The organism is Gordonia prachuapensis (assembly GCF_036350515.1).
Taxonomy (GTDB): Bacteria; Actinomycetota; Actinomycetes; order Mycobacteriales; family Mycobacteriaceae; genus Gordonia; species Gordonia prachuapensis.
Genome location: NZ_JAZDUE010000013.1, coordinates 144,205 through 166,249 on the forward strand (window position 1 = coordinate 144,205; position 22,045 = coordinate 166,249).

24 protein-coding genes and 1 tRNA gene are annotated in these 22,045 nt (G+C 67.1%); 8 read left to right on the plus strand and 17 right to left on the minus strand.

Translation table 11 applies throughout. The annotated features are described in order from the left end of the window. The first annotated feature begins 10 nt into the window (after positions 1 to 10). The 3 genes from V1Y59_RS16345 to V1Y59_RS16355 all read left to right on the plus strand — a co-directional run bounded on the left by V1Y59_RS16345 (position 11) and on the right by V1Y59_RS16355 (position 2,382). On the plus strand, positions 11 to 811 hold the full coding sequence (locus V1Y59_RS16345; protein WP_330506009.1) for an MBL fold metallo-hydrolase: 801 nt from the start codon (positions 11 to 13) through the stop codon (positions 809 to 811). Positions 812 to 883: 72 nt separating this feature from the next. Beyond that, positions 884 to 1,768 (plus strand): haloalkane dehalogenase, encoded by an 885-nt coding sequence (locus tag V1Y59_RS16350; RefSeq protein WP_330506010.1) that lies wholly within the window; start codon positions 884 to 886, stop codon positions 1,766 to 1,768. Positions 1,769 to 1,893: 125 nt separating this feature from the next. Next, complete coding sequence (locus V1Y59_RS16355) at positions 1,894 to 2,382, plus strand: GNAT family N-acetyltransferase (protein ID WP_330506011.1); 489 nt, start codon at positions 1,894 to 1,896, stop codon at positions 2,380 to 2,382. A gap of 13 nt (positions 2,383 to 2,395) precedes the next feature. Here V1Y59_RS16355 and V1Y59_RS16360 read toward each other — a convergent pair whose 3' ends face one another. Further along, positions 2,396 to 2,551, minus strand: coding sequence for a DivIVA domain-containing protein (locus tag V1Y59_RS16360; protein ID WP_330506012.1), 156 nt, complete (start codon positions 2,549 to 2,551; stop codon positions 2,396 to 2,398). 40 nt (positions 2,552 to 2,591) lie between these two features. Continuing rightward, entirely contained in the window at positions 2,592 to 3,722 is a 1,131-nt protein-coding gene (locus tag V1Y59_RS16365; RefSeq protein ID WP_330506013.1) for an epoxide hydrolase family protein, read from the minus strand. A 68-nt stretch (positions 3,723 to 3,790) separates the two neighbouring features. Between V1Y59_RS16365 and V1Y59_RS16370 the strand changes: the two genes are divergently transcribed. The 3 genes from V1Y59_RS16370 to ppsA all read left to right on the plus strand — a co-directional run bounded on the left by V1Y59_RS16370 (position 3,791) and on the right by ppsA (position 8,092). After that, positions 3,791 to 4,756: a helix-turn-helix transcriptional regulator gene (locus V1Y59_RS16370; protein ID WP_330506014.1), complete on the plus strand. Its 966-nt coding sequence runs from the start codon at positions 3,791 to 3,793 to the stop codon at positions 4,754 to 4,756. Between the two features lie 103 nt (positions 4,757 to 4,859). Beyond that, entirely contained in the window at positions 4,860 to 5,699 is an 840-nt protein-coding gene (locus V1Y59_RS16375) for a pyruvate, water dikinase regulatory protein (protein ID WP_330506015.1), read from the plus strand. An 11-nt stretch (positions 5,700 to 5,710) separates the two neighbouring features. Beyond that, on the plus strand, positions 5,711 to 8,092 hold the full coding sequence (gene ppsA / locus V1Y59_RS16380; protein ID WP_330506016.1) for a phosphoenolpyruvate synthase: 2,382 nt from the start codon (positions 5,711 to 5,713) through the stop codon (positions 8,090 to 8,092). Between the two features lie 69 nt (positions 8,093 to 8,161). On the opposite strand, the gene V1Y59_RS16385 is transcribed toward ppsA, so the two are convergent. The 3 genes from V1Y59_RS16385 to V1Y59_RS16395 all read right to left on the minus strand — a co-directional run bounded on the left by V1Y59_RS16385 (position 8,162) and on the right by V1Y59_RS16395 (position 10,235). After that, entirely contained in the window at positions 8,162 to 9,028 is an 867-nt protein-coding gene (locus V1Y59_RS16385) for an alpha/beta fold hydrolase (protein WP_330506017.1), read from the minus strand. Between the two features lie 84 nt (positions 9,029 to 9,112). Next, entirely contained in the window at positions 9,113 to 9,535 is a 423-nt protein-coding gene (locus tag V1Y59_RS16390) for a nitroreductase family deazaflavin-dependent oxidoreductase (RefSeq protein WP_330437392.1), read from the minus strand. 67 nt (positions 9,536 to 9,602) lie between these two features. Continuing rightward, positions 9,603 to 10,235 (minus strand): class I SAM-dependent methyltransferase, encoded by a 633-nt coding sequence (locus V1Y59_RS16395; RefSeq protein ID WP_330506018.1) that lies wholly within the window; start codon positions 10,233 to 10,235, stop codon positions 9,603 to 9,605. Between the two features lie 158 nt (positions 10,236 to 10,393). Here V1Y59_RS16395 and V1Y59_RS16400 point away from each other — a divergent pair, with 158 nt between their 5' ends. Both V1Y59_RS16400 and V1Y59_RS16405 read left to right on the plus strand, forming a co-directional pair. Beyond that, complete coding sequence (locus V1Y59_RS16400) at positions 10,394 to 10,648, plus strand: FitA-like ribbon-helix-helix domain-containing protein (protein ID WP_330437390.1); 255 nt, start codon at positions 10,394 to 10,396, stop codon at positions 10,646 to 10,648. Then, complete coding sequence (locus V1Y59_RS16405) at positions 10,645 to 11,058, plus strand: type II toxin-antitoxin system VapC family toxin (RefSeq protein ID WP_330506019.1); 414 nt, start codon at positions 10,645 to 10,647, stop codon at positions 11,056 to 11,058. The genes V1Y59_RS16400 and V1Y59_RS16405 overlap by 4 nt, the downstream gene beginning before the upstream one ends. Positions 11,059 to 11,342: 284 nt before the next feature. Here the strand turns inward: V1Y59_RS16405 and V1Y59_RS16410 are convergent. The 12 genes from V1Y59_RS16410 to V1Y59_RS16465 form a co-directional block, all read right to left on the minus strand. Further along, positions 11,343 to 11,416 (minus strand) — tRNA-Pro (locus tag V1Y59_RS16410). Positions 11,417 to 11,491: 75 nt separating this feature from the next. Then, positions 11,492 to 11,755, minus strand: a complete 264-nt coding sequence (locus tag V1Y59_RS16415) for a GlsB/YeaQ/YmgE family stress response membrane protein (protein WP_330437384.1) — start codon at positions 11,753 to 11,755, stop codon at positions 11,492 to 11,494. 42 nt (positions 11,756 to 11,797) lie between these two features. After that, a complete protein-coding gene (der, locus tag V1Y59_RS16420) occupies positions 11,798 to 13,240 on the minus strand; it encodes a ribosome biogenesis GTPase Der (protein WP_330506020.1) in 1,443 nt (480 codons plus the stop codon). Further along, the gene (cmk, locus tag V1Y59_RS16425; RefSeq protein WP_330506021.1) at positions 13,237 to 13,935 is read right to left on the minus strand and encodes a (d)CMP kinase; all 699 of its coding nucleotides are present in this window, start codon (positions 13,933 to 13,935) and stop codon (positions 13,237 to 13,239) included. The genes der and cmk overlap by 4 nt, the downstream gene beginning before the upstream one ends. After that, a complete protein-coding gene (locus tag V1Y59_RS16430; RefSeq protein ID WP_330506022.1) occupies positions 13,932 to 14,936 on the minus strand; it encodes a pseudouridine synthase in 1,005 nt (334 codons plus the stop codon). Before V1Y59_RS16430 ends, cmk begins: the two co-directional genes overlap by 4 nt. Before the next feature lies 1 nt (position 14,937). Beyond that, positions 14,938 to 15,678: an SMC-Scp complex subunit ScpB gene (scpB, locus tag V1Y59_RS16435; protein WP_431309194.1), complete on the minus strand. Its 741-nt coding sequence runs from the start codon at positions 15,676 to 15,678 to the stop codon at positions 14,938 to 14,940. Continuing rightward, on the minus strand, positions 15,675 to 16,544 hold the full coding sequence (locus tag V1Y59_RS16440; protein WP_330506023.1) for a segregation and condensation protein A: 870 nt from the start codon (positions 16,542 to 16,544) through the stop codon (positions 15,675 to 15,677). Before V1Y59_RS16440 ends, scpB begins: the two co-directional genes overlap by 4 nt. Further along, the gene (locus tag V1Y59_RS16445; RefSeq protein ID WP_330506024.1) at positions 16,541 to 17,479 is read right to left on the minus strand and encodes a ParA family protein; all 939 of its coding nucleotides are present in this window, start codon (positions 17,477 to 17,479) and stop codon (positions 16,541 to 16,543) included. Before V1Y59_RS16445 ends, V1Y59_RS16440 begins: the two co-directional genes overlap by 4 nt. Positions 17,480 to 17,598: 119 nt before the next feature. After that, on the minus strand, positions 17,599 to 18,525 hold the full coding sequence (gene xerD, locus V1Y59_RS16450; RefSeq protein WP_330506025.1) for a site-specific tyrosine recombinase XerD: 927 nt from the start codon (positions 18,523 to 18,525) through the stop codon (positions 17,599 to 17,601). Between the two features lie 11 nt (positions 18,526 to 18,536). Continuing rightward, positions 18,537 to 19,193, minus strand: a complete 657-nt coding sequence (locus V1Y59_RS16455; protein ID WP_330506026.1) for an NUDIX hydrolase — start codon at positions 19,191 to 19,193, stop codon at positions 18,537 to 18,539. Further along, positions 19,190 to 20,941, minus strand: a complete 1,752-nt coding sequence (gene pyrG / locus V1Y59_RS16460; protein WP_330506027.1) for a CTP synthase — start codon at positions 20,939 to 20,941, stop codon at positions 19,190 to 19,192. Before pyrG ends, V1Y59_RS16455 begins: the two co-directional genes overlap by 4 nt. 166 nt (positions 20,942 to 21,107) lie before the next feature. Beyond that, positions 21,108 to 22,043: a copper transporter gene (locus tag V1Y59_RS16465; protein ID WP_330506028.1), complete on the minus strand. Its 936-nt coding sequence runs from the start codon at positions 22,041 to 22,043 to the stop codon at positions 21,108 to 21,110. Positions 22,044 to 22,045 lie beyond the last annotated feature (2 nt).

A 22,045-nucleotide genomic window follows, 5' to 3' on the forward strand; every position in this document is an offset into this window, starting at 1 on the left:
AAGAAATCCCATGAACATCCATCGAATCGACGCCGATGTGAGTGTCCTCGCCGACCAGACCGAGATTCCCGGGCTGGGCCATCTCCCGATCAACGCCTTCGTCCTCCATGCAGATCAGCCCGTCGTGGTCGACACCGGTCTGAGCCTTCCCGACCGTGACTTCCTCGGCACACTCTCGTCGGTTCTCGATCCCGCGGATGTGCGGTGGATCTGGCTCACCCACCCCGACCGCGACCACACCGGCGGACTCTACGATCTCCTCGACGCCGCTCCGCAGGCCAAGGTGATCACCACATTCCTCGGTGTCGGCATCCTGTCCACCGAGCGCCCCCTCCCGATGGACCGGGTCCACCTGCTCAACCCCGGGCAGAGTCTCGACGTGGGCGATCGCACGCTGCGCGCATTCCGCCCACCACTCTTCGACAGCCCCTCCACCACGGGCTTTCTCGACTCCCGCACCGGGGCCTGCTTCTCCTCCGACTGTTTCGGCGCGGTGATGGAAACCGCCGACGACGCCGCGGTGCCCGACCTGGCGGCCGCACCACAGTCCGATATCCGGGATCGGCAATTGCTCTGGGCCGGTGTCGACAGTCCGTGGGTGCACAACGTCGATCCGAATCGTTTCGCGGACATGGTCTCCGAGCTCCGGGCCGTCGATCCGTCGTGGATTCTCAGTAGCCATCTCCCTCCGTCACAGGCGACGGGCATGCTTTTCGACAACGTGCTCGGCGCGCCGGAGTCCGAACCGTTCGTCGGTGCCGACCAGGCAGCACTCGAGGCCATGCTGGCCGAGTTCGAGCCGGCGGCCTGACCGCGATCACCATCGGACGAACACCGGTGCCGTCGGGCCACCCTGTGCTAAGCAGAGTGGGTGCCTCATATCATGCGCACTCCCGACGATCGCTTCGCCGATCTCCCCGACTTTCCCTACACCCCGCGGTACCTCGACCTCGACGGCGTGCGCATGGCCGTCGTCGACGAGGGTGCACGCGACGGTGACACCGTTCTCCTGCTCCACGGGGAACCGACGTGGGGATACCTCTACCGCAAGATGATCCCCACCCTCGTCGACGCCGGCTTGCGCGTGGTGGTCCCCGATCTCATCGGGTTCGGCCGCTCCGACAAACCGGCGTCGATCGAGGACTACACGTACCAGAAGCATGTCGACTGGACATTCGGCATGGTGACCGCCCTCGGCCTCGATGACATCACCCTGTTCGGACAGGACTGGGGCAGCCTCATCGGGCTACGGATCGCGGCCGAACACCCGGAACGCTTCGCACGGATCGTCATCGCGAACGGGTTCCTGCCGACCGCCCAGAGGTCGCCGTCGGCAGCTTTTCTGGTGTGGCGCACGTTCGCTCGCTGGACGCCGGTCTTCCCGATCAGCCGTATCGTCGACACCGGATCACTCACCCGACTCACGAAAGTCGAACGCGCAGCGTACGACGCGCCTTTCCCGACCAAGGAGTACAAGGCCGGCGCACGCGCGTTTCCCCGGCTCGTGCCGCTCGATGAGGACGACCCCGCCATCCCCGCGAACCGTGCGGCGTGGGAAATGCTGGCGTCGTGGGACAAGCCGTTCCTCACCCTGTTCGGCACCAAGGACCCCATCCTCGGTCGCGGCGACGGCCCCCTGCAGCGCCACATTCCCGGCGCGGCAGGGCAACCCCACGACCGACTGCGCGGCGGACACTTCATCCAGGAGGACCAGGGACCGGAGCTCGCGCGCGGGATTGTCGATTTCGTCAACCGTGCATCCTCGTGATCCGTTGCGAGCGTGGCTTCGCCGGTCCCCGAAGCCGAGGGCTTGTCCACACCGGACCGCAACCCCGAGGTGTACGTGAACGCCGCACAGCACACCGACGTCATTCGGCCGTCGGGGGGTGACCCATGAGCCTCCACACCGACGCGCGTCTCGCAACCAGCTCCGACATCTCCGTCCTGGCCCAGCTGCTCGACGCCTTCAATCGCGAGTACGACGAACCGACACCGGGCCCGGAGTTTCTCGCGCAGCGACTGGCCGAACTACTGGGCACCGAGTCGACATTCGCCGTCGTGGCAGGATCTCCGATCACGGCATTCGGCCTCGTCACCATTCGCACCAACGTCTGGTCGACGGGTGGGATCGCGCTCCTCGACGAGCTGTACACCGTTCCGGCCGAGCGTGGACGTGGCCTGGGCAGCGCCGTCATCGATGTGGCCGTGGCCGAAGCGGCACGACGCGGCGCGGGCGAATTCGAGATCGAGGTGGACGAGCCCGACGTCGACGCACATCGGTTCTATGCCAGACACGGCTTCCCCGTGCGCGATCCGGCCACCGGCGATCGAGCGTTCGTGCTACGCAAGCAGATCGGCGACGTCACCCCGGGTGCGCACTGACGGCGCTGGCTCGTCAGTTTCGTTCGTAGCGCTCCAGCCTCGCGTACAACTCGCGCATCGTCTCCTCGATGTCGTCAAGGAACGAGTCGACCTGGTCTTCGTTGTATCCGCGTCGGCCGATCGGCGGTCGGCCGAACGCCACGTTGTGGACATCATCCGGGGTGAGCATGAGTTCATTGTGGCAAACGGGCTGTCGCCCACCCGAGCACTCATCGCCCTCCCGCGAAGAACTGCCGGATGTCACCGGCAACCAGGTCGGGCCGCTCGAGGGCGGCAAAGTGCCCACCCTCGTCGAACCGGCTCCAGTGCACGATGTTCGAGTTGTCGCGTTCGGCGAAGACTCGGATCGTCTGGAAGTCGCTGGCGAAGACCGCGACACCGGTGCGCGCCGTGTTCACCTGTGGATCGGTTGCCGCGCGCGCGTTCTCGAGGTAGCTGCGGCTCATCCCGGACGCGGCGTTCGCGAACCAGTTCACACTGACCTCGAGCAGGATGGTCTCCAGCGGAACCAACGAGGTCCCGTTTCCGAAGGAGTTGAACAGCTCGCTGTACGCGAGCAACCCGACCGGCGAGTCACTGAGCCCCACCGCGACGGTCTGGGGCCGGGAGGCGTTCATCGTGTTGTAGCCACCGACGGACTGGAACCACTGCATGTGTTCGAGACCGGCGTAGTCGGCCGGTTCGAGCTTCTCGAACTCGTCCGGATCGCCCGAGGGAAACGAGAACAATTGCAGAACATGTAGTCCCAGAAAGCCTTCGGGGTCGATCAGCCCGAGTTCTCGCGCGACAAGGGCACCGTTGTCGGAACCGTGGATGCCGTAGCTGTCGTATCCGAGACCACGCATCAGCGTGTCGTATGCCGCGGCGACCCGGGCCGTCGTCCACCCGGCCGTGACCGGCTGCGAGTACCCGAATCCCGGGGCGTCGGGAATCACGACGTCGAACGCGTCCTCGGCACGACCGCCATGGGCGACCGGGTCGACCAGTAGGTCGATCATGTCGAGATAGTCGACGCTCGAACCGGGATAGGTGTGCGCCAGCAACAGCGGAGTGGCGTCCGGCTCGGCGGAACGGACATGGATGAAATGAATGGCCTGCCCGTCGATCTCGGTGACGAAGTGCGGGACCGCGTTGATCCGGGATTCGGCCGCTTTCCAGTCGAAGCTGCGCCAGGCATCGACGGCGTCGCGCAGGTAGTCGTTCGGGGTTCCCGCGTCCCAGTCGTCGGTCGGTGACGGTTGGGGCAGGCGGGTGCGGGCGAGGCGATCGTCGAGGTCGGCGATTTCGGCATCCGAGACGGACACGGTGAACGGTTGGACGGTGAGCGTTGCTGTGGTCATGTCACGACGATATTCCTCAATTAGGTAGGATCTGTTCCTAATAAAGACCCGACTTGTGAGGACTTCTGATGGCCGATCCCACCGCGCGGCTACTCGGCCTCCTCGCCCTGCTCCAAACCCACCGGGAATGCTCGGGTACCGATCTCGCCGACCGTCTCGGTGTCTCGACCCGCACCATCCGGCATGACATCGATCGGCTACGTGAACTGGGGTATCCGGTCGACGCGACCCGTGGCGCCGCCGGCGGTTATCGGCTCGGCTCCGGAGGCAGGTTGCCACCGCTGCTCCTCGACGACGAGGAGGCCGTCGCGGTCACGGTCGGGCTGCGCGCAGCCGTGGGGATCGCAGGTGTCGACGAGGCCGGGACCCGCGCTCTAACGAAGCTGGAGCAGATGCTCCCCGCGCGGCTGCGGCCCACCATCGACGCGATCCGTTCGAGCGTGGAGCACGGACCGGAGAACACCGGCACCGATGCCCCCGACCCGCACGTCGACACATCGGTCCTGCAGGCCGTCGCCGCGGCCATCCGCGACGTCGAGTGGCTCCGGTTCGACTACGACGACCAACCCCGACTGGTGGAGCCGTACCGCCTTCTGTGCTGGCAACGCCGCTGGTATCTGATCGCCCGGGACCCGCGCGCGGACACCTGGACGACGTATCGCATCGACCGGATGGACCTGCGAATGCCGACACGACGCCGCTTCGACCCTCAGCCGCTGCCCGGTGGGGACTACACGGCTTTCGCGATGCGCACGATCGCCGAGAGCGGCTGGAACGTGCATGCGCGTCTTCGTGTCGACGCGCCCGCCGAGGACGTTCTGGCGCGGATCAACCCCGCCGTCGGAGCCGTCGAGCCCATCGACGAGCACCACTGTGTGCTGGTCACCGGCGCCGACAGCCTCGACACCGTCGCCGTGTACATCGGCATGCTGATGATGGATTTCACGGTGGAGTCCCCCGCCGAACTCATCCCCCGGCTCCGGCTGATCTCGGAGCGATATGCGAGAGCCGTCGCCGGGTCCGCAGTGCCGTGAACGCGTCGCCAACAGCTGGTAAAGCGACCTGCCCGACAGTCCACGAAACGCCTGCGCAACGATAGAGGGCACAACGTGACGTCGGCCGATGGGAAATGACCGAGTGAGTGAGACGTATGCCGGTGACCTGATCCCGGTCTTCTTCCTCTCCGACAGCACCGGTATCAGCGCCGAAACCATGGGCAATGCCCTCCTGCTGCACTTTCCCGATCACCGGTTCGACCGGACGCTGATCCCGTTCATCACCACCGCCGACGACGCCCGTCAGGTCGTGCGACGGATCGACGCGGCCGTGGACCGCGGTGTGACACCGCTCGTGTTCGTCACGGCTGCGCTCGACGACGTGCGTCTCGAGTTGCAGCAGACCCGGGCGCCCCTGATCGATTTCTTCGACATGCACATGCAGCAGGTCGAGGCGATCCTGGGTACCCGGGGCGCCCGGACACCTGCCCGCCTGCACGGTGTCGGCGACGTCAAGCGCTACAACGCGCGGATGCAGGCGGTGGAGTACGCGATCGAGCACGACGACGGCCAGAGTGTGCGCACGCTGGACAAGGCCGACGTCATCTTGGTGGCACCGTCGCGCTGCGGCAAGACCCCGACGACGATGTACCTCGCATTGCAGCACGGCTTGCGGGTCGCCAACTATCCGCTGGTCGACGAGGATCTCGTCAGCACCGACCTACCCCGTCCGATCCGACACCTGCAGGACCGGTGCTTCGGGATCATGACCACCGCGGCCCGCCTCAGCGCGGTCCGGACGGAGCGTCGCCCGGATTCGACGTACGCGTCCCTGCGACAGTGCACCTACGAACTCAAACGTGCAGAGGAGCTCTACCGCACGCACGACCTGCCCGTCATCGACTCATCGGCCAAGTCCGTCGAAGAAATGTCAACGCTCATCCTGCAAGTGCTCGCACGCAGACCCCACCCCGGAAATTGAGGAGCCAGTTCATGAACAGCAACGTCCGATGGTTCGCCGACCTCGGCCTCGCCGACCTCGAGCAGGTCGGTGGGAAGAACGCATCGCTCGGCGAGATGGTCCGCAACCTGACCGACGTCGGGGTCCGGGTCCCCAACGGGTTCGCGACCACCGCCGACGCTTATCGCCGGTTCGTGAACCAGCCCGATGCGGCGGGTACCAGCCTGGCCGACCGGATCAGCGCGCGTCTCGCCGGCCTCGACACCGACGACGTGCAGGCACTGGCCGCGACCGGCAAGGAGATCCGGGCGGCGGTGATGGATCAGCCGTTCCCCGCCGACCTCGAGGACGACATCCGGACCGCGTTCGCCGAGTTGTCGGGCGGATCGGACGAGGCCTCGTTCGCGGTGCGATCGAGCGCGACCGCGGAGGACCTGCCGGACGCGTCGTTCGCCGGGCAGCAGGAGACGTTCCTCAACGTCCGCGGGATCGACGCGATCCTGCAGGCGATGCGCGAGGTGTTCGCGTCGCTCTACAACGATCGCGCCATCGCCTACCGCGTGCATCACGAGTTCGAGCACGACGCCGTCGCCCTGTCAGCGGGCGTCCAGCAGATGGTGCGCTCCGACATCGGTACGTCGGGCGTCATGTTCACCATCGACACCGAATCCGGTTTCGCCGACGCGGTATTCGTCACGTCCTCCTACGGACTGGGCGAAGCGGTCGTCCAGGGCGCGGTGAACCCCGACGAGTTCTATGTCTACAAGCCGGCGTTGCGCGCGGGTCGTCCGGCGGTGCTCAAGCGCGGCATCGGATCGAAGGCGACCAAGATGATCTACACCGACAATCGTTCGGTGGGCCGGACGACCGAGTTCGTCGATGTGGACGCCGCCGATCGCCGCGTACTCAGCCTCACCGACGCAGAGGTCGAGGCACTCGCCCGCCAGGCGCTGCTGATCGAGGAGCACTACGGGCGGCCCATGGACATCGAATGGGGCAAGGACGGCGTCGACGGTGAGCTCTACATCCTGCAGGCGCGTCCGGAGACGGTGCAGTCGCGGGCTGCGGTGACGGGCCAGCAGCGCTTCCGGCTCAACGAGTCCGGCAATGTCCTCGTCGAAGGCCGGGCCATCGGCGCGCGCATCGGCGCCGGCGCCGTCCGGGTGCTGGAGTCGGTGGAACAGATGCACGAGTTCCAGGCCGGTGAGGTGCTCGTCGCGGACATGACCGACCCCGACTGGGAGCCGATCATGAAGCGCGCCAGCGCCATTGTGACCAACCGCGGCGGACGGACCTGTCATGCCGCGATCATCGCCCGTGAGCTCGGCATCCCGGCAGTCGTCGGATCCGGCGGGGCAACACGGTCACTCGAGGCCGGACGCGAGGTGACCGTCTCCTGCGCGGAAGGCGACACCGGATACGTCTACGACGGATTGCTCGACTTCGACGTCACCGAATCCTCGATCGAGGCGATGCCCGAGATCAGCACGAAGATCATGATGAACGTGGGCACGCCGGAGCAGGCGTTCGCGTTCTCCCGACTGCCGAACAGCGGTGTGGGGCTGGCCCGTCTGGAGTTCGTGATCAACCGCCAGATCGGGATCCACCCCAAGGCGCTCCTCGATTTCGAAACCCTCGACGAACCGCTCAAGGAGCAGATCGGTGAGGCGATCGCCGCGTATCCGAGTGCCCGCGAGTTCTTCGTCGACCGGGTGGCCGAGGGTGTCGCGACGATCGCCGCGGCGTTCGCACCGCACCCGGTGATCGTGCGCATGTCGGACTTCAAGTCCAACGAGTACGCGAAGCTCGTCGGTGGCGACCTCTACGAGCCCGACGAGGAGAACCCGATGATCGGTTACCGCGGCGCGTCCCGGTATCTGTCGAAGGACTTCGCCGACTGTTTCGCGATGGAGTGTGCGGCCCTGAAGTACGTCCGCGACGAGATGGGCCTGACCAACGTCAAGATCATGATCCCGTTCGTCCGCACGCTCGCCGAGGCCGAGGGTGTGATCTCACTACTCGCATCGCACGGCCTGCGCCGCGGCGAGAACGGGCTCGAGGTGATCATGATGTGCGAGGTGCCGTCCAACGCGGTGATCGCCGACGCATTCCTCGATCACTTCGACGGCTTCTCCATCGGTTCCAACGACATGACGCAGCTGACGCTTGGGCTCGACCGCGATTCCGCGCTCGTCGCCGACTCGTTCGACGAACGCGATCCGGCCGTGAAACACATGCTCGAGGCGGCGATCTCGGCGTGCAAGGCGCGCGGCAAGTACGTCGGTATCTGTGGGCAGGGCCCGAGCGATCATGTCGATCTGGCCGAATGGCTCCTCGAGCAGGGCATCGAGTCGATGTCGCTGAATCCGGACACCGTGGTCGACACCTGGCAACGGTTGGCCGAGCTCGGCTGATCGCACCTCTGCAGAAGTGAACCCGCTCCTGTGCGTCGGAGCGGGTTCACTTGTCGGGCGGACCTGACGTCAGCTGTCCAGAATGCGATGCAGCGCCTCGGCGAACGCATCGGGTTCACCCGTCTGCCCATATTCGCCGCCGAGGAATCCTCCGTGATCGCCCGGCACGGACATGTGCTCGAAGTCCCCGGCTGCGGCCAGTGCCCGCGCCCCGCGAGCGGCGAACTGCTCACCGGATCCCGCTCCGGTGGCCACCACGATTCGGGTCTCTGCCGCAGCGAGTGCCGCGAGGTCGTGACGGAACGGGGTGCAGGTCCGCATGTTCAGTCCCAGAAGCGGATTGGCGCGCGAGCCGTCGTCGTCGGCGGACATACCGAACATCGCCGGGTCGGGTGCCGGACCGGCGAGGTAGTCGTCGGGCAGCGGTCCTTGTAGGGAGACGAGCGCGATGAACTTCGCCATCGCGTGACCCTCACCCAGCTTCTGGTAGGTGTCGTAGATGTCGGCGACCACCGCGTCGATGACCTCACAGTCCTCGACGAACTGTGAGGCCGGCGGCTCGTGCGCGACCAGTACACGCACGTCAGGCCGGTACGCGGCGATCCAGGCCAGGGCGTTTACCGCTCCCCCACTGGTCGCGAAGACGTCCACCTCACCGAGGTCGGCTGCGGCGAGGACCGCCTGCAGGTCGGCGGCATGTTGGCCGGGGTCGATCTCGATGGTCGGGTCGTCGACCGCGCTGCGGCCCGCTCCGCGCGGGTCGTACGTGACGACTGTGCGGTCGGTGAAGTGGCCCCGGAGGGTCCCGAACGCCTCGGCTTCCATCGGCGAGCCGAAGATGAAGAGAGGTGTCCGGTCGCCTCCGGCGGCATGGACGTCGTAGGTGATGGTCGCGCCGGGAACGGCGATCGAGCGGGTGTCGACGGTGGTGGTCATGGGTTCATCTCCTGGTGTCGGAAATCCTGACCTGTAGACCACCCGAGCGCCACGAATTCATCGCAGCCGGCCGCCGGCGTCAGTTCACTCGAGCACGAACACCGGAATCTGTCGATCGGTCTTGGTCTGATACTCGGCGTATTGCGGGAACGCGGCCACCGACAGGTCCCACCAGTGCTCACGCTCCTCGCCCTCGAGCTCACGGGCGGTGAGTTCTCGTACCGACGTGCCATCCTGCACCGAGATCTGCGGATGTGCCTTGACGTTGAAGTACCAGGACGGGTGGCCGGGTGCCCCGCCCTTGGAGGCGACCATCGCGTACTTGCCGTTCTCCTCGACCCGCATCAACGGCACGTAGCGCTTCTTGCCCGACTTGGCCCCGGTGGTGGTGAACAGGACGATTGGGCGGCCCATCACCTGGACGCCGTCGGTCGTGCCTTGCTCCAGGATCTTCTCGGTCTGGTCACGCACCCACCCCTCGGGGCTGAGTTCTGGTTGATCGCTCATGTAGCTAAGCAACGTCTTCGTGGCCCGCGCCATTCCGCGGCGGCGCTACCCCACGGACGGCATCGAGTCAGCGCGGAGAGTGTCGCAGCACGGCGACCAAGAAGTCGGACTCCGGCGTGAAGGGCCGGACATCCCAGGCCGACAACAACAACTCGCTCACCAGTCCCCCTGCGGCAGCATCGGCGAGGAAGTCGTCGAACGGATAGCCTCGGCCTGCGCCGAAGCCGACTACGACGCGCCCGTCGGCAGCGAGGTGCTCGGCGAATCGCGCGAGAACCGTCCGCCGGTCATCGGGATCGAGGAAGGTGACCACATTGCCTGCACTGACGATCATGTCGAACGCGGCGTCGATCCCCTCGCCACGCAAGTCGAGTTCCGCCAGGTCGCCGACGAGCCACGTGGGACCCGGGTAATCGGATCCGGCAGCCTCGATCAGAACAGGATCAATATCGACACCCACGACCGAATGACCTGCAGCGGAAAGGAACCCGCCAAGCCGTCCCGCTCCGCACCCCGCGTCCAGGACATGCGCTCCGCGGTCGACCATCGCGTCGATCAGCCTGGCTTCACCGTCGATGTCCTGGCCGCGTGCCGCCAGGTCACGGAAGCGTTCACGGTAGCGGTGCGAATGTCCGGGGTCGGCCGCGATGATCTCCAGCCACGTGGACGGTCGGGAGTTCCCCGGGGTTGACGCCGTCACGGTGCAACTCCGGACGCGTCGCGGAGATCATCTGATCTGATCATCTGCCCATTCTGGCAAATCCCCTTTGATCACGGACTCGCCATCGAACCCGGCAGCCGGTGATATCAATCGGAGTCCGTTGCTAGCATCGATATCAACAAGGGAGGATGATAGCGATGAAGAACGTGACGGTCCGAAATCTCAGCGACGAAGTGCACCGGGCGATCCGTATCCGCGCCGCGGAACACGGCCGTAGCACCGAGGCCGAGATACGGGCGATCCTCACCGACGCCGTGCAACCACCCGGCCGAATCAAGCTCGGCACGCAACTGGCCGAGATTTGGGCGACCGAACCCTTCACCGAGGAAGAGCACGCCCAGCTGGACAACCGCGACCGTACGCATCACGAACCCATGGAGTTCGGCGAGTGATCATCCTCGACACCAACGTCGTCAGCGAACCCATGCGCCGCCGCCCGGAGCAGCGGGTTCTCGAATGGCTCGACATGCAGAATCTCGAGACCCTGTACCTGACCACAGTGACCGTCGGTGAACTGCGATATGGCCTGGCCGTCCTACCCACCGGCCGCCGCCGCGACGGACTCAGCGAACGACTGGAGCACACACTGTCGCTCTTCGCCGGCCGCATCCTGCCCTACGATCTCGACGCTACCGCCCACTACGCCCGCCTGATGTCCGTCGCTCGCGCCGCCGGAACCGCGATAGCTACCGCCGACGGGATGATCGCCGCCAACGCAGCCGCCGCCGGGTTCGCTATCGCCACCCGCGACACCGCCCCGTTCCAGGCCTCTGGAGTCCCCACCATCGACCCATGGCAATAGCCTGACCCGGCCGCTGTGGACCACGTGTGCCACCGCGTTCATTGGGCTTCCCTCGCCAACGATGAGGGCGGTGCTGTGAACGAGATTCCCCGACAACACTATTCGACGGGCGACCTGACCCGAGTGGGCCTGGGCGGGAAGGTCCGCAATCGATCACGAGGGATGGTCCACGGGCTGGGATTACGCGCTCGGCTCCATCGGGTCTGCCCCATTGGACCTCTGCTGCCAAGTGTTGGTTCATCCACCCATCAAGAATGGGCCCTGAACAAGGAACCGCTTCGTTGTCGGGCTGACAGGATTTGAACCTGCGACCACTTGACCCCCAGTCAAGTGCGCTACCAAACTGCGCCACAGCCCGTTGCCCCGCGAACGAGGCCCTGATGACATTAGCCGACGACGGGTGTTCCGATCCAATCGCCTGGTCAGGCCGCGGTCAGTTGGCGGCCGAACGACCCTTGTAGAACATCCAGCCTGCGGTGATCAGGATGGCACCGACGATCGAGCCGATGATGCCGCTCGCGCGGAACTCCAGGCCGTCGCCAGACAGCAGGCTGATCAACAGACCGCCGACGAACGACCCGACGAGTCCGGCGACGATCGCCAACGTCCAGTCGATCCCCTTGGCGCCCTTGCCGAGGACGAGTTGCGCTCCCGCGCCGATCAGCATTCCGAACAGGATGATTCCGATGATGAGCACGAGTGGCAGTATCGCATGACCAACCACTCGCGCCGCACATGGTCAGCGTTTGCGGCGTTGCTCCCGTTTGTCGCGCACCCGCACGTTGATCCGCACGGGTGAACCGTCGAATTCGAACTCCTCACGCAGGCGGCGTTCCAGGAACCGGCGGTAGCCCGCTTCCAGGAATCCGGTGGTGAAGAGAACGAAAGTCGGCGGCCTGGTTGCGGCCTGGGTGGCGAACATGACCCGCGGCTGTCGACCGCCGCGCAGCGGCGGTGGTGTCGCGGCGATGACCTCTTTGAGCCAGTTGTTCAGCCGGCCGGTGGGGATCCGCTTGTCCCATGACTCCAGTGCCCCGTCGAGTGCCGGTACCAGCTTCTGCACCGCTCGCCCGGTCGTGGCGGAGATGTTGACCCGGCGCGCCCACGGCACCCGCGCTAACTCTCGGTCGATCTCCTTGTCCAGCTGGTAGCGGCGATCCTCGTCCACGAGGTCCCACTTGTTGAACGCGATGACCAGCGCGCGGCCGCTCTCGATCACCATCGTCAGCACCCGCAGATCCTGCTCGGTGATCGGATCGGAGGCGTCGATCAGCAGAATCGCCACCTCCGCGGCCTCCAAGGCCGAGCGCGTCCGCAGCGAGGCGTAGTACTCGTGTCCGCTGGCCGTTCGCACCTTGCGGCGCAAACCGGCGGTGTCCACGAATTGCCATGTGCTGCCGCCGAGTTCGACGAGTTCGTCGACGGGGTCCACGGTGGTGCCGGCGACGTTGTCGACCACCGAACGCTGTGATCCCGCGAGCTTGTTCAACAGCGAACTCTTGCCGACGTTCGGTTTCCCGACGAGCGCGACGCGTCGCGGGCCGCCGAGCGACGGTGCCTCGCGGGGGGTTTCGGGCAGCACCTCGAGGATCACGTCGAGCAGATCACCCGCGCCACGGCCGTGGGCCGCGGACACCGGATGGGGTTCGCCGAGTCCCAACGACCACAGCGTCGCGACCTCCGCCTCGGCCCGCTCGCTGTCGACCTTGTTGGCGGCGACCACGACAGGGGTCTTGGACCGACGCAGCACCCGGGCCACGGCCTCCTCGGTGGCCGTCGCACCGACCGTGGCGTCGACGACCAGCACGATGGCGTCGGCGGACTGCATCGCGAACTCGGCCTGCGCGGCGACCGCCTGCTGCAGCCCCTTGGCGTCCGGCTCCCATCCGCCGGTGTCGACGACGGTGAATCGTCGCCCGGACCAGCTCGCGGCGTAGGACACCCGGTCCCGGGTCACACCGGGAATGTCTTCAACGACCGCCTCGCGGCGGCCGAGAATACGGTTGACCAGGGTCGACTTGCCGACGTTCGGGCGCCCGACGATGGCGACAACGGGAACCGGGGTCGCATCGATCGGCAGGCCGTCGACGTCGACGCCGGACATCTCCCAGTCCGACTCGTCCGACCACGTCCCGTCGCCGGGCTGCGCGAGATCCTCTCCCGCTGAACCGTGTTCGCTCACGACTGCACTCCGATCCGATCGCGGACCAGGTTGTCGAGGGTGTCGATCACCTGGTCGAGGGTCAGGTCGCTCGTGTCGACGAGGACCGCGTCGGAGGCCGGGCGAAGCGGTGACACAGTCCGGGTGGAGTCGAGGTGATCACGCCGGTTCACCCCGGCCAGCACCTCGTCGAGGACGCTGTCGCGGCCGGCCGCGAGATTCTGCCGGTGCCGTCGGACCGCTCGGGCCTCCGGTGTCGCGGTGAGGAAGATCTTGAGATCGGCGTCCGGGAACACGACCGTGCCGATGTCGCGACCCTCCACCACGACGAACGACCCGTCGGCCTCCCGACGTTGTACCGCGACGAGTTTGGTGCGGACCTCCGGTACCGCGGAGACCGCCGACACTGCGTCGGTGACCTCGTCGGTGCGGATGGCCACCGAGACGTCGACGCCGTCGAGGTAGGTCGTGGAGCCGGTTTCGGCCACGTCGAGCCGGATGTCGGCCGCGTCCACGACGGTACCGATCGACGCGGCATCCTGCAGGGGCACACCGGCATTCAACACGGCGAGGGTTGCCGCCCGGTACATCGCGCCGGTATCGAGGAACCGCGCGCCCACGCGGTCGGCGAGGATCTTCGACACGGTCGACTTCCCGGTTCCGGCCGGTCCGTCGATCGCGATGACCCGGGGACCGTTCGAGTTCGGCGTGGTCACAGGTTCACCGCCTTGTACAGCGCACCGATCTCGTTCTTGTTGAGCACGCGGAGACTGCCCGGGCGCTGATCGCCGAGCGCGACCGTGCCGATGTGGGTGCGTACCAGTCCGGTCACCGGGAATCCGACTTCTTCCATGAGGCGACGTACGATCCGGTTCCGTCCTTCGTGCAGGACGATCCGCACCAGCGACTGGCCCTCGTGAACCTCGACCGGGGTGAACCCGTCGACGACGACCGGGCCGTCCTCGAGTTCGATACCGGCGCGCAGGGTTCTGCCCAGCGATCGCGGCACTTCCCCACGGACGGTGGCGAGGTAGGTCTTGGGGACCTCATAGGAGGGGTGCATCAACCGGTGTGCGAGTTCGCCGTCGTTGGTGAGCAGCAGCAGCCCCTCGGTGTCCGCGTCGAGGCGTCCGACGTGGAAGAGGCGCTGTCCGGCCATGACCCGCTCGGCGACGATGTCACCCACACACGGGCGACCCTGATCGTCGGCCATCGTGGACTGCCACCCCTTGGGCTTGTTGAGCGCCAGATACTGCTTGTCCTCGTCGATCACCACACGGGCTCCGTCGACGCGGATGATGGCGGTGTCGGGGTCGATCCGCAGGCCCTGCTCGGTGACGATCTCGCCGTCGACCTCGACCCGTCCCGCGGCGATCAGTTCCTCGGCTCCGCGTCGGGACGCGACACCCGCGGCGGCCAGGACCTTCTGCAGACGCACGCCGTCGGCGACATAGGTCGCACCCGACTCGTCGTCGCGCCATCCGGTGTCGGAATCGGGCCGTTGGTGGCGGGCCGGCTTGGCGTTGTTCAGCCGCACCTTGCCCGACGACACGTCGGGCTTCGACGAACCTTTGCGGTGCGGTTTCTTGGACGAGGTGCCGGCGACCCTCGGGTTCGCCTTGTCTCCGGTCTTGCGGGTGTTCTTGCCGGTGCCCTGCGTCCGTGCCTGCTTCTTGCGGCGCGGACCCGGTGTGCCGTCTCGGCCAGCGGATGCCATGTCATCGTTCCTGATCGTCGGTGCCGGATTCGGGCGCGTCCGCGTCCGACCCGGATGAATCGTTCCCTGTCGAGTCTGACCGGTGACCGCCGAGTTTGGCGAATCGTGGATCAGACGAGATCTCGTCGTCGAGGTCGTCGATGAGGTCGACATCCGGCAGCAGCGGCGCCAGATCGGGCAGTTCGTCCAGCGATGCCAGGCCGAGCCGCTCGAGGAACAGTTCGGTCGTGGCGTACGTGATGGCGCTGGTCTGCGGGTCGGCCCCGACCTCGTTGATCAGCCCCCGCGCGACCAGGGTGCGGATGACCCCGTCGACGTTGACGCCGCGGATGGCACTGACCCTCGCCCGTGTGACCGGCTGACGGTAGGCGATCACGGCCAGTGTCTCCAGCGCCGCCCTGGTCAGCTTGGACCGGGCCCCATCGAGCAACAGTCGCTCGACGTAGGGCGCGTAGTCGGCGCGGGTGTAGTACCGCCACCCGTCGCCGGCATATCGGAGGTCCATCCCGCTTCCGGCGGCGGTGAGCTCCTCCGACATGCGACTGACCATGGCCCGTACTCGCGCGGCGTCCTCGCCGACGGCGGAGGCGAGCTCGTCGACGGTCACCGGCGTGTCGACGACCAGCAGTACCGCCTCGAGGGCCGAGCGCAGGTGCCCGTCGTCGAGCGTCGGCTCGGGCTCGACGTCGAACATCGCGGCTTCGGGCGCAGTGTCCGTCGCGGAATCGGCCTGATCGCTCATCCGTAGTCCTCCGCCTTGTTCATGTCCAGGTCGTCCACCGTGCGGTCACCGGTCCAGGTGACCCGCAGGTCACCGAGCGCCTCGGGCTGCTCGAACGCGACCGCTCGCTCGCGGTACAACTCCAACAGTCCCAGGAAACTTCCGACGACTTCCAGCCCCGAGGCACATCCGAGGGTCAACTCGTGAAACGAGAGCCATGCGCCGGGCCGCGCGGTGAGCAGGCCGGCGATGCGCTCGGCCTGCGCCGGCACCGACACGCTGTGCATGTCGTGCAGGTGGTCGAGCCCGACCGTGGGCACCGGCCGCGGTGTCATCGCGGTGGCGGCAACGCTCGCGAATCCTGCCGCGTCGACTCCGAGCGTCACCTCGGGAAGGAGGTCCTCGAACTGCTTCTCCAGCGACACCGCACGCGGATAGCGTTGCAGGGCAGCTGCTTCGAGCTCGCCGAACAGGGCCGCCACCTGCTTGTAGGCACGGTACTGCAGCAGCCGCGCGAACAGCAGGTCCCGCGCCTCCAGCAGTGCCAGGTCCTCGGGATCGTCGACCTCACCCGACGGCAGCAGGCGGGCCGCCTTCAGGTCGAGCAGCGTGGCCGCAACGACGAGGAACTCGGTAGTCTGTTCGAGTCCGACCTCGGCACCCAGGTCACGGGTGTAGGCGATGAAGTCGTCGGTCACCTCGTGCAGCGCGACCTCGGTGACGTCGAGTCGATGCTGGCTGATCAGGTTGAGCAGCAGGTCGAACGGGCCCTCGAAGTTGGGCAGTCGCACCTGGAAGCCGACGGGTCCAGCCGTGTCGTTGTCCGCCGCATCGGCGTCGGCTACAGGAGGCTCGACCGCTGCACTGCCGACCGGACCGTCGGTCATGCCGACGTGGCGTCGCGAGCGATCACCTCGCGCGCGAGCGCACGATATGCCTTCGCGCCCGCGGACTTCGGCGCCCACGACGTGATCGGCTCACCGGCCACACTGGTCTCGGGAAACCGCACGGTACGACTGATGACGGTGTCGTACACGGCGTCGCCGAACACCTCGACGACCCGCCCCATCACCTCACGGGAATGCAGGGTGCGCGCATCGAACATGGTGACGAGGATGCCGCCGAGGGTCAGTCTCGGGTTCAGCCGGTCACGAACCTTGTCGACGGTGTCGGTCAGCAGCGCGAGTCCGCGGAGACTGAAGTACTCGCACTCCATGGGGATGACCACGGTGTCGGCGCAGGCCAGCGCGTTGACGGTGAGCAGACCCAGCGACGGCTGGCAATCGATGAGCACGAAGTCGTACCGGTCGAGAACTGGATGCAGCGCCCGGGCCAGCGACTGCTCACGCCCCACCTCGGTGACGAGCTGGATCTCGGCGGCCGACAGGTCGATGTTGCTGGGCAGCAGATCGAGTCCGTCGATCCGGGTCCGCATCAACACCTCGTCGGTGGCCGCCTGCGGCGGTACCAGCAGGTTGTAGACCGTCTGTTCCAGATCGTGATGCGGCACACCCAGTCCGGCCGACAACGCGCCCTGTGGGTCGAGGTCGACGAGCAGGACACGGCGACCGTACTCGGCGAGGGCAGCGCCCAGATTGATGGTCGACGTCGTCTTGCCCACGCCGCCCTTCTGGTTGCACACGGCGACCACGGTGGCCGGGCCGTGACGGTCGAGCGGTCGGGGTTCGGGGATCTCCCGGTAGGGACGACCGGTGGGTCCGATCTCGTTCTCGTGGTGATCGTCGTCGTCCGTGTCGTGGGACTGCGCGACCGGTATCCGATATTGCTCGTCGGCAGACCGCGGTGGCCCCGGGGTGCTCACGTGTCCGCCGCTCCCTTCGCTCGTCCCGCTCGTGAATTGCTGGTCCCAGAGTAGTGGGTGACCTGCCGGATCCTGCGACGCATCGCCGATGTGGAACAGGCCTTCCTGCCAGACGGGGTTCACCGCGCGCGCGGGTGGGCCGTGGCGTACACCTCACGCATCGTGTTGACGGTGACCAGTGTGTAGACCTGCGTGGTGGTCACCGACGCGTGCCCGAGCAACTCCTGCACCACCCGGACGTCGGCGCCGCCGTCGAGGAGGTGCGTGGCGAAACTGTGCCGCAAGGTGTGCGGGGACACCGCCTTGTCGAGCCCGGCACGGCGCGCTGCGTCGACGAGCACCTGCCACGCACTCTGCCGCGACAACCGTCCGCCGCGGGCGTTGAGGAACAGCGCCGGCTCGGCCCGCCGGACCAGAGCCGGTCGACCACGCACCAGATAGGCCTCGATCGCAGCGATCGCCGGCCCGCCGACCGGGACCACACGCTCCTTGCCGCCCTTGCCGTGGAGGCGGACCGCGCGGGCGTCGGTGTCGAAGTCGTCGATGTCGAGGGAGATCGCCTCGGTGATGCGGGCACCACAGCTGTAGAGGAGTTCGAGCAGCGCACGGTCACGCAGCCCTCGGGGATGCTCGTCGGTTCCGGCGGACTCCAGGATCGCCAGGACCTCGTCGATCGGCAGCGACTTGGGGAGCCGGCGGGCCGGTCGCGGCGGCCGCACCTCGTGCGCGACGTCGGCGGCGACGATACCCTCGGCGGCCGCAAACTTGTGAAACCCCCTGACCGACACCAATGTTCGCGCGATCGAGCTGTCTGCCAGCGGGGCAAGGCCGGCGTCCGAGTCACCGCGGCGGAGCTCGACCAGGAACTCTCGCACGTCGTCGGTGGTGACCTCGCCCAGGCCCTCGATGGACCGCGCGACCAGATACTGTGCGTATCTCCCCAGGTCACGGCGGTAGGAGTTCACGGTGTTGGTCGCCGCCCCGCGCTCGACGGTCAGGTGGTCGAGATAACGGGTGACCTGGTCGGCGACGGTCTCGGTGGGCACAGCGATCCCGCTCACCGTGTCGGCCGCCGCGCGCGCAGCGCCGTCGGCTCATCCGGCCAGGGTGCCGTGACGGGCCGCAGACCCCCGTCGCGCACGTCCGCCGCGGCGACCGCAAGGATGCCCGCGACACTCGTCGCATTGACGATCTCGCCGGCGAGGACACCGGCGACGGCGTCGTCGAGCCTCACCCATTCGACCGCCATGTCGGCTTCCTCGTCGTGGCGTTCGGCGGAGTCGAGCGAGTGGAGTCCTTCGGCGAGGTACAGGCGCAACGCCTCGTCGGTGAAACCGGGCGACAGCGCGAGGTCCACCAGGACATGCCAGTGGTCGGCGGCGAGATCGACTTCCTCGGCGAGCTCGCGCTTCGCGGCGTCGAGAGGGGATTCGTCGGGTCCGGCGTCGAGCAGCCCGGCGGGAAGTTCCAGGAGACGTCTCCGCAGCGGGTGACGATACTGGCGCACCATCGCGATCCGACCCTCGTCGTCACGGGCGACGACCGCTACCGCACCGTAGTGCTCCACGACCTCCCGCTCGGCAACCCGACCGCCGGGCATCGCGACGTCGTCGATGCGCAGGGTGATGATCGCTCCGTCGTAGACCGTCCGCGTGTCCTGTACCGCGAAGTCGTGACTGCCCGGCCCGTCACCGCCGCGAACCGTGCCGGTCAAGCGTCGGCTTCCACGTCGTCGCCCTCATGCGCCCGGTCGTGACCGTGGGATCCGTCTCCGCCCTCGGTCGGACTGTCGTAGTCGCCGATGTCCACCGGGAGACGTTCCTCGGCCTTGTACTTCAGCGCGGCCTCGATGAACGTCCGGAACAGCGGATGCGGGCGGGTGGGGCGACTCTTGAGTTCGGGGTGCGCCTGCGTGGCGACCAGGAACGGATGGATCGACCGTGGGTACTCGACGAACTCGACGAGATGCCCGTCCGGTGAGGTGCCGGAGAACACCAGGCCCGACGACGCGATCTTGTCCCGGTAGGCGTTGTTCACCTCGTAGCGGTGCCGGTGACGCTCGGAGACGTCCGTGCTGCCGTAGGACCTCGCGACGACGCTGCCGGCCTCCAGTTTCGCCGGGTACGCACCCAGTCGCATCGTGCCGCCGAGGTCGGCCTCGCCGGCGACGGCCTGGGCCTGATCCGCCATGGTCGAGATGACCGGATACGGGGTGTCCGGGTCGAACTCGGTGGAACTCGCGTCGTCGAGACCGGCTGATCGCGCCGCCTCGATCACCACACACTGCAGGCCGAGGCACAGGCCGAGCAGCGGGATCCCACGCTTGCGTGCGTACGAGATCGCGCCGACCTTGCCCTCGATGCCACGGATACCGAAGCCGCCGGGGATCAGTACGGCGTGTACATCGCCGAGTGCCGCCTGCGCACCCTCCGGGGTGCTGCATTCGTCCGACGGCACCCATTTGATGTCGGTCCGCGCCTTCCAGGCGAACCCGCCGGCGCGGATGGCCTCGGTGACCGACAGATAGGCGTCGGGAAGGTCGACGTACTTGCCGACCAGCGCAACCGTCACCGTCTCACGCGGGTCGTGTACCCGGCGCAGCAGTTCGCCCCACTCGGTCCAGTCGACGTCGCGGAACGGCAGCCCCAGCTTCCGCACCACGTAGGCGTCGAGCTGTTCGCGGTGCAGAACCTTCGGGATGTCGTAGATCGACGGTGCGTCCGGGGTGGAGATCACGCCCTCGATCTCGACGTCGCACATCAGGGCGATCTTCTTCTTGAGACCCTCGGGGACCTCCCGGTCGCACCGCAGGATCAGGGCGTCGGGCTGGATGCCGACGTTGCGCAACGCCGCGACCGAGTGCTGTGTCGGCTTTGTCTTGAGTTCGCCGGACGGGGCGAGGTACGGCACCAACGACACGTGCAGGAAGAAGACGTTGTCGCGACCCACGTCGTGGCGGATCTGTCGGGCCGCCTCGATGAACGGTTGCGACTCGATGTCGCCGACGGTTCCGCCGATCTCCGTGATCACGACGTCGGGGGCCTCACCGTCTTCACCGGGCTCGCGCATCGCGAGCACCCGAGCCTTCAGTTCGTCGGTGATGTGCGGGATCACCTGCACCGTCTCACCGAGGTACTCGCCGCGCCGCTCTTTCGCGATGACCGTTGAATAGACCTGTCCGGTGGTGACATTCGCCGACTGCGAGAGGTTGCGGTCCAGGAACCGCTCGTAGTGTCCGACGTCGAGGTCGGTTTCGGCACCGTCCTCGGTGACGAAGACCTCGCCGTGCTGGAACGGATTCATCGTGCCCGGGTCCACGTTCAGATACGGGTCGAGCTTCTGCATCGTGACCCGTAGGCCACGAGCGGTGAGTAATTGTCCGAGACTCGATGCGGTCAGTCCCTTGCCCAGGGACGACGCGACACCGCCCGTCACGAAGATGTGTTTGGTGCCATCGTGCATGTGGCGAAGTGGTCGCAAAACCCGTCTCCCGTCGGCCGATCCAGGCCAGAAAACCCTGATTACCTACGGGACTCCAGGGTAACACCTCCCCGGCCGATCGACTGCCGCCACACCGCGCGGCCGTGCTCGCGGTCCGGCGGGCAGCCGAGAAGTGTGTCCTCACCGATCAGGTGGCGGGACCGGGTCCGGCGCCGACGGTGATCGCCTGTGCGCCCGCCCCCGTCCCGTACGCGCCGGTCTGGCCCTCGGCCTCGTCGGCGAGAGCGAGCACGGTGGTGATCAGGCCGGTCTGTTGATCGACGTTGTCCACGGTCGACACCGCGTTTCCCAGCGCGGGGTCCGCCCGCACCACGGCGATGGGGGATCCTCCGCTCGCCGAGCCCGATCGACCCACGAGGACGCCGCCCTGGGCACGCGCGGCCATCGCCGCCGCGAGTCGCGCCATCAGCTGTCCACGCGCACCGGCGTCGTCACCGAGAGGATCACCGGTGACCACCACCACCAGGTCGGCGGCCGAGACCGCGTTGTCCGCCGCGGCGACGAAGCCACCTTCACGTAGGGCCTCGAGGCCGAGGCGGATGTCGCCGGGGTCGGCTGCGGCCTGCCCCTCGGGGTGCAGCAACAATGCACCGAGGAGATCGCCGGCACGGCCGCCGGAATCGGTCAGCTCGGCGCGCAGGGTGGTGCCGGCCGGGATCGTCTGGTCGACGATGGTGCGCAGTTGCTCGGCGTTCTCGTCGGCGACGAGGTCGTCGGTCAACGCGACCTGGCCGGCGAACTGGGCCCCTGCCGTCGACAACGACTCCTTGACCGCGTCGACATCGGTCTCGGCGGCGTTGGGCGATGTCACCACCAGCACGGACTGGCCGCGCAACGCTCCGGTGATCAGTCGCGGTGCGATCGCCGCGTCGAAACTGTTGGCGGCGTTGAGTTGCTCGTTGAGTTGATCCCGCTCGGTCTCCAGGTCACCGATCCGGTCGCGTGAAGCGCCGGTGAGCGAGTTGACCCGGTCCCCGACGAAACCCGACCCGAGGAACAGCCCGAGCGCCAGCGCCAGGAACACCGCGACGAGCGAGATCGCATGTTGCCGGAGAGAGATCATCG

Excerpts from the sequence above, each read along its gene's own strand:
- V1Y59_RS16345 (WP_330506009.1), top strand. The coding sequence starts at position 11 with ATGAACATCCATCGAATCGACGCCGATGTGAGTGTCCTCGCCGACCAG.
- V1Y59_RS16350 (WP_330506010.1), top strand. The coding sequence starts at position 884 with ATGCGCACTCCCGACGATCGCTTCGCCGATCTCCCCGACTTTCCCTAC.
- V1Y59_RS16355 (WP_330506011.1), top strand. The coding sequence starts at position 1,894 with ATGAGCCTCCACACCGACGCGCGTCTCGCAACCAGCTCCGACATCTCC.
- V1Y59_RS16360 (WP_330506012.1), bottom strand. The coding sequence starts at position 2,551 with ATGCTCACCCCGGATGATGTCCACAACGTGGCGTTCGGCCGACCGCCG.
- V1Y59_RS16365 (WP_330506013.1), bottom strand. The coding sequence starts at position 3,722 with ATGACCACAGCAACGCTCACCGTCCAACCGTTCACCGTGTCCGTCTCG.
- V1Y59_RS16370 (WP_330506014.1), top strand. The coding sequence starts at position 3,791 with ATGGCCGATCCCACCGCGCGGCTACTCGGCCTCCTCGCCCTGCTCCAA.
- ppsA (WP_330506016.1), top strand. The coding sequence starts at position 5,711 with ATGAACAGCAACGTCCGATGGTTCGCCGACCTCGGCCTCGCCGACCTC.
- V1Y59_RS16385 (WP_330506017.1), bottom strand. The coding sequence starts at position 9,028 with ATGACCACCACCGTCGACACCCGCTCGATCGCCGTTCCCGGCGCGACC.
- V1Y59_RS16390 (WP_330437392.1), bottom strand. The coding sequence starts at position 9,535 with ATGAGCGATCAACCAGAACTCAGCCCCGAGGGGTGGGTGCGTGACCAG.
- V1Y59_RS16400 (WP_330437390.1), top strand. The coding sequence starts at position 10,394 with ATGAAGAACGTGACGGTCCGAAATCTCAGCGACGAAGTGCACCGGGCG.
- V1Y59_RS16430 (WP_330506022.1), bottom strand. The coding sequence starts at position 14,936 with ATGGCATCCGCTGGCCGAGACGGCACACCGGGTCCGCGCCGCAAGAAG.
- scpB (WP_431309194.1), bottom strand. The coding sequence starts at position 15,678 with ATGAGCGATCAGGCCGATTCCGCGACGGACACTGCGCCCGAAGCCGCG.
- V1Y59_RS16440 (WP_330506023.1), bottom strand. The coding sequence starts at position 16,544 with ATGACCGACGGTCCGGTCGGCAGTGCAGCGGTCGAGCCTCCTGTAGCC.
- pyrG (WP_330506027.1), bottom strand. The coding sequence starts at position 20,941 with ATGCACGATGGCACCAAACACATCTTCGTGACGGGCGGTGTCGCGTCG.
- V1Y59_RS16465 (WP_330506028.1), bottom strand. The coding sequence starts at position 22,043 with ATGATCTCTCTCCGGCAACATGCGATCTCGCTCGTCGCGGTGTTCCTG.